The organism is Pseudomonas sp. USTB-Z (genome assembly GCF_019691255.1).
GTDB lineage: Bacteria > Pseudomonadota > Gammaproteobacteria > Pseudomonadales > Pseudomonadaceae > Aquipseudomonas > Aquipseudomonas alloputida.
On sequence record NZ_JAECZP010000025.1, the window covers coordinates 33,067 to 47,868 of the forward strand.

Here is a 14,802-nt window from a genome sequence, read left to right on the forward strand (position 1 = left end):
GAGTGAGTATTTACCATGACGACCCAATCCATCGTCCATTCCAATGCTTTCAACTTCCTCAGCTTCGTGCAGGGTGGCGTTGACCCGCGAACCGGGCAATACACACTGGCGATTCAGTTACCCGAACTGCCCGCCAACGACCTCAACGGCCCCAGCCTGCCGCTGCGGCTGTCCTACAACCCGATGAGCAAAGGGGATCCAGGGTTCGGAGACGGCTGGAGCTTGAACCTGAGCCAATTCACGAACCGTGGGATGCTCAACCTGCATTCTGGTGAAAGCTTCAAAGTGGACGACAACGGTCCGGGTGAGCAGGCTGTGGTGCTAGAGCGCAAAATCGACAGCTTTCATTTTGAAAATGTCAGTGAAGGTGAGCAAACGCGCTATCGCGTGGCGCACAAGACCGGTTTGATCGAGCTGCTTGAGCCACAGGCTCCCGATTACACCGTGTCCTTGCCCGTGCGGGTGCTGGCAGAGACAGGTCATGGCATCACCCTGGGCTACACGCCTGTGGACGGTGCGCCCTGCCTGGAATGGATCGTTGACGACACCAACAGGACCTTGCTGAAAATCGACTATTCCACCAGCGATGTGCTGATCGACTTGAACCCCGGGACCAAAGCCTTCGCACGTTACACCTTGGTACGCGACGGCGATGAACTGAAACAAGTCGTGTTACCCACCCCGGACAAGGCACGCTGGGAATTCGACTATCATCCGTTGCAAACGGAGTCGTGGGGCATTTTGCGTTTGTTGACCCATGTGCGAACCCCGCTCGGTGGCAGCGAAGTCATCGAATACAAGTACGATGGCCATGACTTGCCTGGCGGGAAGACGCTACCGTACGTAACGCGCCATGTCGTGAGCCCAGGCTTTGAACAGGAAGATGTCGAAACACACTATGCTTTCAGCAGCAACAATTATCTAGGTAACGGCGCCGGCGTCGATTGGGAGGATAATGGCTTCGACAACTTGTACAAGTTCACCGGGAGCGATTTTCTCTATACCTCGACGACAAGCCACTATATGAACAAGGTTGCGGTGCGCGTGGTGGAGCGCAGTTTCAACCGCTTCCATTTAATAACCAAACAGGTCACTACCCAGGACGCCTGCGTCAATACCGTTACCACCACCTATCATGAGGTCGATAATTTAGGATTCTCGGCACAACCGAATAACTTCCAGTTACCCAAGACCGTGACAACCGCCTGGCGGCTGGCAGGAAACTCAAACGCTTACCGGGAGCAGACGGTCACCACTGACTATGACCCATACGGCAACCTGATACTGGAGCGGCAGCCCAATGGTGTGACAACGCACAGCACCTATTACCCAGCGGCCGCCGAGGGAGACTACCCCGGTGATCCAGAAGGCTTTGTCCGGTGGCTGAGATCGCGCACGGTGGAGCCCGCCGCCGACGGCGATGCCGGAGCAGAAACACTGCGTAGTGACTATACCTACGTCAAACTGTCCGCCCTCGACGCTGATGCCAGGGGCAAGTTGCTTCAGCATACTGAAGCACTGGTGCGAGTGCAGGGCGCCAAGCTGTTGCGCCATACCCAGACTGAATATGCAGACAGCGTCGGCGGTACGTGGCATCGTGGCCTGGTGCGAGGGCGCCAGATCAAGGCATTGCGTCATGGCCAGTCCAGGCTCGCGACCCCGCGCGACGATAAGTTGCAACATGGCCGGCCTGTCAGTGAAACGCTGAAGCTGAACGGCAAGGTTACCCATACAACCTATAACTACACCCGGGTTGAGGAGGACCAGCATCCCGCTGTGCAAACCGTGGCGACTCTGAACGGCTTCGACCATGGGCATTATCTGCCAGGTACGGGCAAGCGTCATGCGCAAAAAGTCACCACTTTGCGGCACTCGGTGTTGATCGGTGAACCGCTGCTCCATTATGACGAAAACTATGAGAGCAACGATGTGCAGATCGCTTATACCTATGACGAGCTGCGACGCGTAACAAGCGAAACCGTTGCGCCGGGTACCGAGTACACGGCGAAACGCGAGTACAGCTACCATCTGTCGTCCAATGGCAGCCAGGCTCTGCAGGTCATGGTAGACGTCAAGGGTGTTACCACCTGGAGCTATGTCGATGGCCTGAACCGCGAAGTTCGGCGGATGCGCCAGGATCCCGACTATGCGCTTACGCCAGCAGCCCAGGAAGCGCAGCGTCAGACCTATAGTGCAACGTACGATGCCCTGGGCAACCTGGTTGAAGAGGTTGAACATGAGTGGCTGGCGCTGGAAGACCTGCCGCTGACCACCCGTTACGAGTACGACGCCTGGGGGCAGCGTTGCTGTGAGGTTGGGCCGGATGGTGTGCGCAACCATGAACAAACCGACCCGATCGGCACGCAAGAATCAGCAGGGCCGATCATCACGCAGTGGCGTGAATCGGGGGATGGTAAGGTGCGCACTGGCAAGACCGTGACATGGCAGAATCTGTTCGACAAACCAGTGCGTGTCGAGCGCTTGCGCCTTGATGGCAAACGGGAAAGCTTGCACCAGTATTTTTATGACGGCCTGGGCCGGACCTCTCGGGAAATCGATGGCCGTCAAGCGCAAACTGCCTTTGCCTACGATGAATTCGATCGATTGCTCGTGCATACCTTGGCCGATAACTCGCAGGTGGTGCGTGAGTATGCGCCGCATAGCCACGAAGACCTGCCGGTGCTGATCAAAGTGTTGGAAACCGTTAGTGGGGTAGTGGAGGAGCATGTGTTGGGCGAACAGGCCTTTGACGGCCTGAACCGTATGGTGGCGTCTGTTACCGGTGGTCGTCGGCGCTTGATGGAATATGCCCCGGGCATGCGCCAGCCGGAGTCAGTGATTTCCCCCCGTGGCGAGCATATTGTTTACAAGTATGTGCCACAGGTAGGTGAAGAGCCTTGGCAAAGGACCCTGGTTAACACCGAGGTGAATGCGGAATACGACTACGACACAAAAAATGCTCGGCTGCTCGGTTGCAAGGAAAATGGTGATGAGCTTTCGCGAGACTATTACAGTACCGGTCACCTGCGCTCGGAAACGCGTAGCCAGGGGGGTGGGGAACCGCTTCGCATGCAATACGTCCACAGCCTTGGCGGTCGCCTTTTGAGTTATACGGATGTATTAGGAGGTGTTCAATCACACCGTTACAACGCATTGGGCCAGCTCGAGGAAACCCGCCTGGGTACACTTGTCAGCCGCTTCTACTATGACGCACTGGGCCGCATCGAGTCCTACGTGACGGAAACGGAGGAACCCGACGGTAGTGTGCGTAGCCTGACAACTACCTTGGGCTACGATGAGTTCGAACGCGAGACATCCCGCATTTTTGATTTTGGCGACACGCAGCAGACGTTGACCCAAACCTACGATGCAGTGGATGCAATCGTGACTAAAACGCTTAGTGAGGGCGAGGGCGCGCCGGTGCTGCGCGAAGAAAGCTACGTCTATGACGAGCGAGGCCGGTTGACCGACTACGAGTGTCAGGGTGAAGACGCCTATGTACCCGTAGACCCATATGGCAACAAGATCCAGCTGCAGCGCTTCGATATGGACGCATTGGATAACATCACCCGAGTGCGCACCCTGTTCGAGGAAGGCATGATCGATGCCCGTTATCATTTCGACAACCCTTGGGACCCCGCGCAACTGACGGGCATCACCATCAATGGGCTTGAAGATGAGCCGCGAATCATTGAGTTGGAATACGATGCCGATGGCAACCTGATACTGGATGAGGAGGGGCGTCAACTTGAATATGATGGGTTAGGGCGTTTGCAGCGTGTCAAGCTGGCGTCCGGTTCGGGTGGGGCTACCTATGGTTACGATGCGCTGGATCGGTTGGCGATGCAGGATGTACTGTGACCCTTTATCGAGGGGCTACCTGGCTTTGCAGGGGTAATGTCAAGTGGGCCCACCCCGTGGGTGAAAGGTCTTGCGCCTGCGCATAATGCTGCTTGCTTAAGCAGTTGAACCCAATCTGGGCTTTATGGAAAATCCGATACCAGCCCTCTGGTATCGGATTTTCACGTTTGAAAAAAGCATCTTTGTAAAAGCGTCAACTGACATTTTTGTCAGTTGTCGATGGGGGGGTTACGCTTTTTAATGGGTTCACCTGAGTTTGGTTGGTTTGTCGTTTTTCAACTTCTATCCAGCGGGTGAGGCTATGAACAAGCAAGTAAGCAAGTGGGCGGCAGCAGAACAAGCCCGTCAAAGCGTTCGCGGGGCCAGGGCCCGGGCAGTCGAGGTCGCGCCGCTCGATCCGCCAACTATCAAGGAATCGCTGTTGGCGGACCCAGCAGATAATACTGTGAAGAACAGCGTCTTGCTGAACCCAGCTGAAAACCTGATTATCGATCTGCAAGCTTGGGATACGTTTGCGCCGCCGGATTCTGGCCTGTTTGACACATTATATGTTTATCATACTGCGGCTACGGGTGGGCCAGAGGAAATGTTCAACCGGGAATTCAATGCCGATGATAAGCCTGGTTTTCCTTTTGCATTCACAGTTCCCAAAGCGAAGATAGAGTTGTGGGGGGAGGGTGAACACAAATTCAGTTGTGAAGTTCAGCCGTACAATGGTGGAGACAGGATAAAATCTGATGGTGAACTCAGCCTGATATTTGACCGTGTGCCTCCCTATGGCCAGGCACTGCCAGCACCCTTTACGCCAATTGCGGATGTGACGGATGCCAATATCGATAGCGTGGATTTGGCCTTCCCAGAATATGACGATTATAAGGCAGGCGATACCGTACATGTGTATTGGCTGAAAAGCGTGCCTGACGATCCATCCGAATTTAAACCTGTTGTGAGTGTGCCTGTGCAAGCTCCACCACAAGCGTTGCGAGTGCCTAAGAAGGCCATCGAAGACATGGGTGACGGCGGCGTCTATGCACTCTACCTGTTGGTGGACAAGGCAGGGAACATCAGCAAGCTCTCGCAGTATCTCCCGGTAGGGGTGGCTATCGGGCCCTTGCCCACCGGGTTGCAGGACCCTGTAGTGCCGTTAGCGCCTTCTGGTGATGGTTTGATTGACCAAGAGGATGTTTTCACCGGTGTTAGCGTGCAGATCCCTGAATTTTCAAACTTCAAGCCCACGGATGAGCTTGAAGTGACATGGGGGACGCTCAAGCTCGGCTGGCAACCGATCGGCAACGCTCCCCGCTTCCCCTTGGTCGTCAATCTGACGTCGTTGCAAGTGTGGGGGCAGTATGGTGATTCAAGCAGCGGCGATGTGCAGACGCCCGTCAGCTATGAGCTGCGACGAGGGGCGGTCTCGGCAGGTAGCAAATCCATTGATGTGAACGTCAACCTCGAACGCATTGGGCCGGTTGACCCAAATCCGGACCCAGAATGGCCAGGGCCCGTCAACCCGAAGCTGGGGCCGGTCACGGTAACTGGTGCAGTTTCAAGTAAACCCAACGAACTGACCCCGGACGATGAAACGCATCCTGCATCGTTGACGTTTTTGCTTGATGCTGCATTCAAAGAGGATGACAACATTACCTTCTATTGGGGGGGGCAACATATTGCTGAAGCGGATTATCCTGTAGAAAATGGAGACTCTGGCTCGAATATTACGTGTGAAATTCCCTGGAAATATATTGAGGCAGGCAAGAACGGTACCGTACCGGTTCATTATGAGATCACGCGCACTGGCATTCCAAATAAAACGGCTTCACCTTCTACCGATGTGTTAGTCAATGCCATCGTTTTGCGCCCCGAAGCACCTGCTTTCTTAGGTGGAAATACCGAAGCGCCAGTAGGCTGGCTGACGTGTGCGTCGTTGTTCGATCCAGACAACCCCACTGACAACGTCCCATCTATTCGCGTTCAAGTGCCTGATCTTGCCCTGTATGGCTTGACAGAGAGTGATAAAGTGACAATGCACTGGACGGCGGTGCATGGGTACTCTGGCGACACAAAAATCCCGAATATCGACAAGACAGAAGATATACCCCTGACTGGCGGTAAGTTGAACGGTTTCGTCTGGCGGGTCGAGCCATATGATGTGCACATTTTACCCATTCCTAACTACAGCACAACCATCAGGGAAGGGCGTGGTCGTGTAACGTATAGCTTCACCTTGGACGGTAAGCCGTACACCTCACTTACCTTGGAACAAATTGTCTCCATGCACCAGCTTGGGGCTGCCTGCCCACTTAGGCCATGAGCAGTGAAAGGGCGGCGATAGAGCGCGCCATCGCCGTCCTTTCTGAAGTTGACGAAGGGATTGTAGGGTTTTCCTACAGAATTTTCGGACTGTGTTTAGTAACTTTTCTGCCATAGCCGTTTGGCAGAAATATTAACTGACACAACTGAGGTCATTGCTGATGGGGATTGTGAAAAAACAACGCGGGGGGCCGTTGGTGCGGGCCAAGGTGGTCATGTCTGCGCTTATGATGCTAAGCCCAATTGCCCAAGCGTTGACGACCGTGGATGGCGACCTGACCATCGATGCGAATACACCACTCGATAACTATCAACTAAACCCAGGGGCCAGGCTTGACGCCAACGGTGCATCCACCCAGCACATCGATATTTTTGGCGGTGCGCACCTGGAGATGAGCGGCAGCACGGTGGATGCGCAACTGGACGATGGCATCGCCCTGCGGGGCGGTTCGAGCGCAAACGTAACTGCCAATTCGCGGGTGGTCAGCGCCCGCTATGGTCTGCGCTTGCAGCACGACAACAGCCTGGGTGGCTCAACGGCCACCGTCAGTGACAGTTATGTCGAAGGCGCCAGGGGGGGCGCGCTGATATCGGACGAGTCGACCCTGGTACTGCACAACAGTACACTGGTCGGTACCGGCACGGCCGCAGCTGCGGACATGTTTGACAACGCAACGCTCAGCGCGGAAGGCAGCCGTTTGCAGGGTGCACGGAATGGCTTGCGGATATTGTCTGCGCAGGCACAGCCTGGCACTGCAACGGTGAGCCTGGTGGGGTCGCACGTAGAGGGGCAGGACGGCTCTGCGATTGTGGTCGGCAACCCCGCGCTTGGCCCGGCTGAGGCCGATGTCCTCGTAGCCGGAGGAAGCACCTTGCAAGGCAGCAACGGCACGCTGCTGGAGGTCATGGGCAGTTCCACGGCGCGCATGACGGTGGACAACAGCCAGCTGGTGGGTGACGTGCGTGTCGAAGAGGGCTCCAGCGCCTCGCTGACGCTGGACAACCACGCCAGCCTGACAGGCCGACTGGAGAACGTAGCAGGCCTGACCTTGAGCAACCAGGCGCGCTGGAACATGGTCGAGGACAGCAAGGTCGGCAGCTTGGCCCTTGAGGGTGGCAGTGTCAGGTTTGGTGAGCCGGGCCAGTATCAGCGCTTGAGCGTGGGGACGCTGGCTGGCAGTGGCAACTTCATCATGGACGCCGACTTCAGTACCGGCGATAGCGATTACCTTGAAATCACCGGTACCGCCACCGGCAGCCATACCTTGCTGGTTGGCAGCAGTGGTGCCGATCCTGTAGCTGAAAACCAACTGCACCTGGTGCATGCCGCTGCAGGCGATGCGCAGTTTTCCTTGCTCAACGGCCCAGTCGACGTGGGCACGTTCTCCTACGAACTGGTGCAGCGTGGCAACGACTGGTTCCTCGACGGTGCGAGCAAGGTCATCAGCCCCGGCACCGCTTCGGTGCTGGCCCTGTTCAACACCGCGCCGACCGTATGGTATGGCGAGCTCACCACCTTGCGTAGCCGCATGGGCGAACTGCGCCTGGACCAAGGCAAGGCGGGTGGCTGGGTCAGGGCATATGGCAACAAGTACAACGTTTCCGATGCAGCGGGCAGTGCATACCAGCAGGTACAGCAGGGCTTCTCGTTAGGTGCTGATATGCCGCTGCCGCTTGGGGATGGCCAGTGGCTTCTGGGTGTGATGGCAGGGCACAGCAATTCGGACTTGAACCTGACGCGTGGCGCGTCCGCCGACGTCAAGAGTTATTACCTGGGGCTGTATGCCACCTGGCTCGATGCCCAGAGCGGTTACTATCTGGATGGCGTGGTCAAGCTCAACCGCTTTGACAACTCGTCGGATATCACAATGAGCGATGGCAAGCGCAGCAAAGGTGATTACGACAACTTCGGTGTGGGTGCATCCCTGGAGTTCGGTCGCCATCTGGAGCTGGGTAATGACTACTTCATCGAGCCCTATACGCAATGGTCAATGGTCACCATCCAAGGCAAACACTATGACCTGGATAACGGTATGCAGGCGCGCGGCGACGTCACCCGCTCGCTGCTTGGCAAGGCCGGGGCCACCGTTGGGCGTACCTTCGACCTAGGTGCCGGGCGCAAGGTGCAACCCTACCTGCGCGCTGCCTACGCACATGAGTTCGTCGACGACAACCAGGTCAACGTCAACGACAACCGGTTTGACAATGATCTGTCGGGCTCGCGCGGCGAGCTGGGGCTGGGGGTTGCCGTTAGCATGACCGATCGCCTGCAACTGCACGCCGACTTCGATTACGCCAACGGTGAAAAGATCGAGCAGCCCTGGGGTGCCAACGTCGGGCTTCACTACAGCTGGTAGGGCTATTGCAACCGGGGAGGTATCGAACCTCCCCTTTTTGTGCCCGCCTGCACTGGATGGAGATGCAGAGTATGCAACGGTCTACACAGGGTACTTCCGTTCCGGTTCCGGTTCCGCTCGATCCGCCGACGGCGCCGGATGCGCTACCCGACATTCCCGGCGGGCAGCACAATTTGCTGCCGGTTGCGGTGTTGGGTCGCCCACTGCGCATCGACATCCCGATGTGGGAATACTCGCGTCCAACTCCCGAATACCCGGAATGGATCATCCTGTACTGGAACGGTTCAGAGGTCGAGAAAAAGACCTGGTACGACGACATACCGCCAGATGAGCTCTATGTGGATGTCCCGGTGCAGTTCCTCGAGCACGGGGTGGCGGCCGTCACCTATTTGGCCCACGGCTTCAATGGGGGGGAGGTCGGATCCGTGCCTCTGTCCCTGACCATCGACAAGGTGGCGCCAGTGCTGGGTGACAACCAAGGGAGCCTGGTGTTCGATGAGGAAGTGCTCAGGGACGGCGTGACCGCGCGCTACCTCGAGAACAACGTCCTGCAGGCGCTGGTACCGAGCTATCAAACCCCCGCAGTGGCTGACATGCTGATCGTTTACTGGGACCGTGAGCCGTTTGCCGATGAAGAGGTCGATCGGTATGAACTGAAGGACCCCAGCCAGCCGATAAGCATCGTATTTTCCAAGGAAATGATACTGGCGCGCGGTGATGGCAAGCGCTATGTCCATTACAAGGTCTGTGACCGTGCCGGTAACCTGAGCGCTGGTTCACGGCCAGTCACGCTGGAGGTGGCTGCCACGCCGATACCGCGAAGTTTGCCGCCGGTGTTGATCGAACAGGCAGAGGGCTGGGGGGCACAACAGACGCTGACGCTCAATGACTTTTACCCGCCGTTACTGGTTGAGGTCCCGGCGAGTGCGGTTATCTACCCGGATGAAACCCTCACGGTGGTGTGGGGAGCGCCGGGCACAGCGGGGTACTTTACGACCAGCACGCCGTACAACGGGCAAGAGCGTCTCTTCGAGATACCCACCCAGTACGTTTTGGCGCAAAGCACGCATACCGTTACGGTGCTATACCGCGTGAGTGACAACGCCAATGCGCTCGATTCCGACGCGCTTGCTCTGGACGTGAAAGCGCGCTCGGAACAGCTGCCCCAACCCGAGTTGGATGGGGCCAATGCCGATGGGTTCAGCCTGGGCAAGGCGCCAGCCAATGTGCCGATCCGGCTGGGCACTTGGCCTTTGATTGCCGAGGGGCAGCAGGTCAGCATTCAGCTGACCGGGGTTTTGCCTGGTGGCAGCGACGCGCCAGCGTATGACGTGCTGTTTGCGCATGCGTTATCTGCTACCGAGGCCGACGAGGGAATTGGCATGCGCGATGATGTGACGGTACCTAAAACCCACCTGGCCACCCTATGGATCGGTCATAATTTTACTATCACGGCGTCCGTAAGCTTCGATGAGGGCGCGACTTGGGTAGCGTTTCGTCCCGTGCTCAACCTGCCACTGCGCGATTGATGGAAAGTGTTGGATCACGGCCTTGCGACCGGGCTGGAGACCTCTGCAGTTATGCCACTGTAGTCACTGATCGTGGTGAACTTCACCTGCAGCCCATCGGTGACTGTCATGGTGTTCAGCGCATAGGCCTGCGTGCCCAGGGGCAAGGCCATGGCCTTGGCGTTGATGGTTTCACTCGCGCCATTGCCACTTACCACCAGGCGGCTGAAGGTGAAGTAATAAGGCGACGGGTTATCGACGACCAGATGCGGTTTTCCATCTATTTGTTGCACTGACCAGGCCAGGTCTTTCAACCGGTCTTGCGGGCGGCCTTTGAGCTCACTGGGTCGATAGAACAGCTTGATGCGCGTGCGCAGGGCGATGTTGAGGATGTTCTCTCCGTCATTGGTCGCTGCCTGCGGTATTTCCTGCAGGTTGAAATAGAACACGGACTCACGATCACGGGGGAGATCGTTAGGCAGGGCATTGATTTGCACCGTCTGTTCGCCACCGGGGTCGAGGCGGAACAGGTTAGGGGCAGCGATCAGGGGGACGGCAGTGGTTGCGTCGTCGGCTTCGGTGTTGACCCAGGCCTGCGCCGCGTACGGCCTGTTGGAGGGGTTGGCGACGATGACCGAGGAGCTGCGTTTGGCGCTGTCGTGCACCACTCGCGTGTGGCTGATGGTGAGTGCCGCTTGTGCGCCGGGGAGAATGGCTGTGAGCAGCGCCAGGCAGCTGCATGAGGTGATCAGAAGTCGAGAAAGGGGTGACATGGTGTTTGACCGGGCAGGAATGGTGGACTCCAGGTGCGGGCACCTGGAGTAGGTGTCAAGGCAGGTCTACCGTGAAGGCGACTTCAGCTTGTGCTACACCGTCGGTGATATCTGCTGCATCCAGGTAAGACTCGTACGAGGCGTAGAACACCATCTCCGTTGGGCGATCTACGTATAGATCGTATGGGATGGAAGCACTGTTGGGTGCAATTTTGGCTTTCAGCCTGTCTTTGATCGCGACGCCCACGCCCGAGGCACCGTTGACGCCATAAAGGTCGCCGCCGACGATGCCGTGCAAGGGTGTATATTTCACGGTTGCGGTGTGGGGGGCTACAATTTGGCAGGCCGGAGTCGGTGTTATCTTCAGCGCGAATGCCTTGTCAGGCGTGGCGGTGCCAGGGGTGTGGAAGTAGCCTTTCGTGAAGTTACCCAGCGATACCTCGGGGATAACGCTGGCGCCTGGGGCGACGACTTCAATCGGGCAGGTACCGCCGCCGTAGATGGTACCGTAGAAGCTGATCTGGCCCGTTTCATCGTCGAGAGCGAATGCGCTGCTGCTGGCCATCGCCATGGCGAGCATGAGCAAAGTTTTTTTCATTGGCAGGTCCTTGATGTTGTCGTGTTGACTAGGGGACGCTCCCTTGCGTCGGCTTCGAGCCGAAGGGGGAGCGGCCAACAGCATAGGGGGGGAGGCCAATGGTTGAATGTAGGATTAAGTGGCAGCTGGGTACGGATTTTTAGGGCGGCAGCGCACGTGTGGTCAGGACTTTTTTACGGCTTCCAGCAGAGCCTGCTTTTGTGCATGCCAGTCAAACCGCTGGCCGTCCCGTTCCGCTTCATAGCGCAGATCTTCCAGGTTCTGGTAGAGCTGCAGCTCTTCGTCCGGCATGAAGTGCAGGCAGTCGCCACCGAAGAACCACAGCAGGTCGCGCGGCACCAGGTGGGCGATTTGCGGATAGCGCTGAATCACCTGGCATATCAGGTCCTGGCCCAGATATTGGCTTTCCAGCGGGTTTTGCGGCAACAGGGTCAGCAGCTCGTCGAAGCGGTCGAGGAACAGGGTGTGGCTTTCCTCCGGTACCTGCTCGGCTTCACCCAAGGCCACCAGTATGGTGCGCAGGTGGTTCAGCAGTTGCAGGTGGTATTCCACGTGGGGGGTGGCCATTGGGGTGGTCCTCGGAATGGTTGAAACGGGGCGCGGAGTATACGCCGGTTGGGGAAGGGGCCGCAAAACGGCCCCTGTCTCAGCGTACCTTGCCTTGCTCCGGCAGCAGCTGTGCCTTGTCGAAGGCATCCACGTCGATCACCGCACGGCGCGCTTGCTCGGCAGCATGCAGGCGTTGCGCCTGATCAGGCTGAAGTACCCCACTGTCGACTGCCGCATCGATCACCGACTGCCCGGGCGCCGGTCGTACCTTGCCTTCCTTGATTACCTGATGCAGCGCGTTGTGCAGCGGCGTCGACGCCTCCAGCAGGTCGCAGGCTCGTTGCAGGGCTGCCACCGGGTCGCCGTCGGCTTGCGGCCTGAAGCAACCGGCAAGCAGCTCTTCCAGCGCAGGGTCGCCTTTGCTGCGCCCTATCAGCGCTGCCACCTCGGCGTCCAGTTCATCGCTCGGCCCGGTGTGACGGCGGCCAAAGGGGAACACCAGCACCCGTAGCGCGCAGCCGACGAAGCGGTTGGGGAAGTTGTCGAGCAACCGGTCCAGGGCGTGCTCCGCCTGGCCCAGGCTTTCTTCCATGGCCCAGCGCAGCAGGGGCTGCATGTGCTCGGGCGAACCGAGATCGTGGTAGCGCTTGAGTGCGGCACTGGACAGGTACAGGTAGCTGAGTACATCGCCCAGCCGCGCACTCAGGCGCTCCCGGCGCTTGAGCGCCCCGCCCAGCAGCATCATCGACAGGTCGGCCAGCAGGGCAAAGGCGGCGGCCTGGCGGTTGAGGGCCCGGAAGTAGCCTTGGCTCAGCGTGTCACCCGGTACTTTCTCGAAAACCCCCAGCCCCAGGTTGAACACCAGGGTGCTGGCCGCATTGCCGGCGGCGAACAGGATGTGTTTCATCAGCAGGTCATCGAATTCCTGAAGTGCCTGATCGTGGTCTTCACGCCCGGCCAACGCCATCTCCTTGAGCACGAACGGGTGGCAGCGAATGGCGCCCTGGCCGAAGATCATCAGGTTGCGCGAAAGGATGTTGGCGCCTTCGACCGTGATGAAGATCGGCGCTCCTTGCCAGTTGCGGCCCAGGTAGTTGTTCGGGCCCATGATGATGCCCTTGCCACCGTGCACGTCCATGGCGTGCTGGATGCATTCGCGGCCACGCTCGGTGAGGTGGTACTTGAGGATCGCCGACAGCACCGAGGGTTTCTCGCCCAGGTCTACGGCCTTGGCGGTCAGCAGGCGGGCACTGTCCATCAGCCACGCGTTGCCGCCAATACGTGCCAGCGACTCCTGGATACCTTCGAAGGCAGCCAGTGGCACGTTGAATTGCTCGCGGATATTGGCGTACTGGCCGGTCACCAGGCTGGTGTACTTGGCAGCCCCTGTACCCACGGCAGGCAGTGAGATGGAGCGACCTACCGACAGGCAGTTCATCAGCATCATCCAGCCTTTGCCAAGCATCGCTTGGCCGCCAATGAGGAAGTCCAGCGGGACGAACACGTCCTTGCCGCTGTTGGGGCCATTCATGAACGCGGCGCCCAGTGGCAGGTGGCGTTTACCGATTTCCACCCCGGGGGTATCGGTGGGGATCAGTGCCAGGCTGATGCCCAGTTCTTCCTCATCGCCCAGCAGGTGGTCCGGGTCGTAGGCCTTGAATGCCAGGCCCAGCAGGGTGGCGACCGGGCCGAGGGTGATGTAGCGCTTTTCCCAGTTCAGGCGCAGGCCGATCACTTCTTCGCCGTGCCACTGGCCTTTGCAGATGATGCCGGTGTCGGGCATGGCGCCAGCGTCGGAGCCGGCCAGTGGGCCGGTGAGGGCGAAGCAGGGGATTTCCTCGCCTCGGGCCAGGCGGGGCAGGTAGTGGTTGCGTTGTTCGTCGGTGCCGTAATGCAGCAGCAGTTCGGCAGGGCCGAGGGAGTTGGGCACCATCACCGTGGAGGCCAGATCACCGCTGCGGGTGGCCAGTTTCATCGCCACCTGGGAGTGGGCGTAGGCGGAGAAGCCCTTGCCGCCGTATTCCTTGGGGATGATCAGGGCGAAAAAGCCATGCTGCTTGATATGTGCCCAGGCTTCGGGCGGCAGGTCCAGGTCCTGGCCGATCTGCCAGTCGCTGACCATGGCGCACAGTGCTTCGGTCGGGCCATCGATGAAGGCCTGTTCTTCTTCGGTCAGTTTCGGTGCCGGGTAGGCCAGCAAGGTGCGCCAGTCGGGGCGGCCACTGAACAGTTCGCCGTCCCACCACACGGTGCCGGCGTCGATGGCTTCGCGCTCAGTCTGGGACATGGGTGGCAGGGTGCGCTGGAACCAGCGAAATACCGGGGCGGTAAAGACTTTGCGTCGCCACTGCGGCAGCGCAACCAGGGCGATCTTCAGGGCCAGCACCACCCAGATCAGGGCCAGCAGCCAGCCGGGGGCACTGCTGAAAATGCCCATCAACAGCACATAGGCCGCCAGGATGCCGAGAATCTGCAAGGGCGCCAGGCGCCGGTGCGTGAGGTACGCCGCGCCGATCACCAGCACCACCAACCACAACAGCAACATAATCGGTCCTCCTTGGAACCAAGGGCTTGAGCCGTCCCAGACAGCTTAGACGCAATGCTGTGAACGGCATGTTCAGAACAGTGACAGGGTGTGGCGGTGGGAGTTTCAGTTCATTTGTTCGCCTGTACCGGCCTATTCGCGGGTAAACCCGCTCCTACAACGGAAGGTGGCGATGGCAGCGATTGGCGAATGTGGGGGCGGCCGCGATGGTGAATGGCCGGCAGGCTCGGCCTATGTGTGGGTAAAACCCACGCAGGAATACCGGTGACGTGAAGACGGTGGTGAGCCTGTGGGAGCGGGC

Annotated in this window: 8 protein-coding genes; 4 read left to right on the forward strand and 4 right to left on the reverse strand. The window is 58.7% G+C overall.

Features of this window, described 5'->3' with window-relative positions:
* The first annotated feature begins 15 nt into the window (after nucleotides 1-15).
* From I8746_RS22980 to I8746_RS22995, 4 genes are all read left to right on the forward strand, one after another.
* Nucleotides 16-3,861: an RHS repeat domain-containing protein gene (locus I8746_RS22980; RefSeq protein ID WP_221101086.1), complete on the forward strand. Its 3,846-nt coding sequence runs from the start codon at nucleotides 16-18 to the stop codon at nucleotides 3,859-3,861.
* A 301-nt stretch (nucleotides 3,862-4,162) separates the two neighbouring features.
* Complete coding sequence (locus I8746_RS22985) at nucleotides 4,163-6,172, forward strand: hypothetical protein (RefSeq protein ID WP_221101087.1); 2,010 nt, start codon at nucleotides 4,163-4,165, stop codon at nucleotides 6,170-6,172.
* A gap of 160 nt (nucleotides 6,173-6,332) precedes the next feature.
* Entirely contained in the window at nucleotides 6,333-8,528 is a 2,196-nt protein-coding gene (locus I8746_RS22990) for an autotransporter outer membrane beta-barrel domain-containing protein (protein WP_221101088.1), read from the forward strand.
* Between the two features lie 71 nt (nucleotides 8,529-8,599).
* Nucleotides 8,600-10,057 carry a hypothetical protein gene (locus I8746_RS22995; RefSeq protein ID WP_064590855.1) on the forward strand — a complete coding sequence of 486 codons (1,458 nt, stop codon included), beginning with the start codon at nucleotides 8,600-8,602 and terminating at the stop codon, nucleotides 10,055-10,057.
* Between the two features lie 14 nt (nucleotides 10,058-10,071).
* Here the strand turns inward: I8746_RS22995 and I8746_RS23000 are convergent, their stop codons facing one another.
* The 4 genes from I8746_RS23000 to I8746_RS23015 all read right to left on the reverse strand — a co-directional run bounded on the left by I8746_RS23000 (nucleotide 10,072) and on the right by I8746_RS23015 (nucleotide 14,501).
* Nucleotides 10,072-10,809, reverse strand: a complete 738-nt coding sequence (locus tag I8746_RS23000) for a molecular chaperone (RefSeq protein ID WP_012053309.1) — start codon at nucleotides 10,807-10,809, stop codon at nucleotides 10,072-10,074.
* 55 nt (nucleotides 10,810-10,864) lie between these two features.
* The gene (locus I8746_RS23005; protein WP_014754079.1) at nucleotides 10,865-11,407 is read right to left on the reverse strand and encodes a fimbrial protein; all 543 of its coding nucleotides are present in this window, start codon (nucleotides 11,405-11,407) and stop codon (nucleotides 10,865-10,867) included.
* A 162-nt stretch (nucleotides 11,408-11,569) separates the two neighbouring features.
* Nucleotides 11,570-11,974, reverse strand: coding sequence for a PA2817 family protein (locus I8746_RS23010; protein ID WP_017147837.1), 405 nt, complete (start codon nucleotides 11,972-11,974; stop codon nucleotides 11,570-11,572).
* Nucleotides 11,975-12,053: 79 nt separating this feature from the next.
* Nucleotides 12,054-14,501 (reverse strand): acyl-CoA dehydrogenase, encoded by a 2,448-nt coding sequence (locus tag I8746_RS23015; RefSeq protein WP_014754077.1) that lies wholly within the window; start codon nucleotides 14,499-14,501, stop codon nucleotides 12,054-12,056.
* Nucleotides 14,502-14,802: the final 301 nt, after the last annotated feature.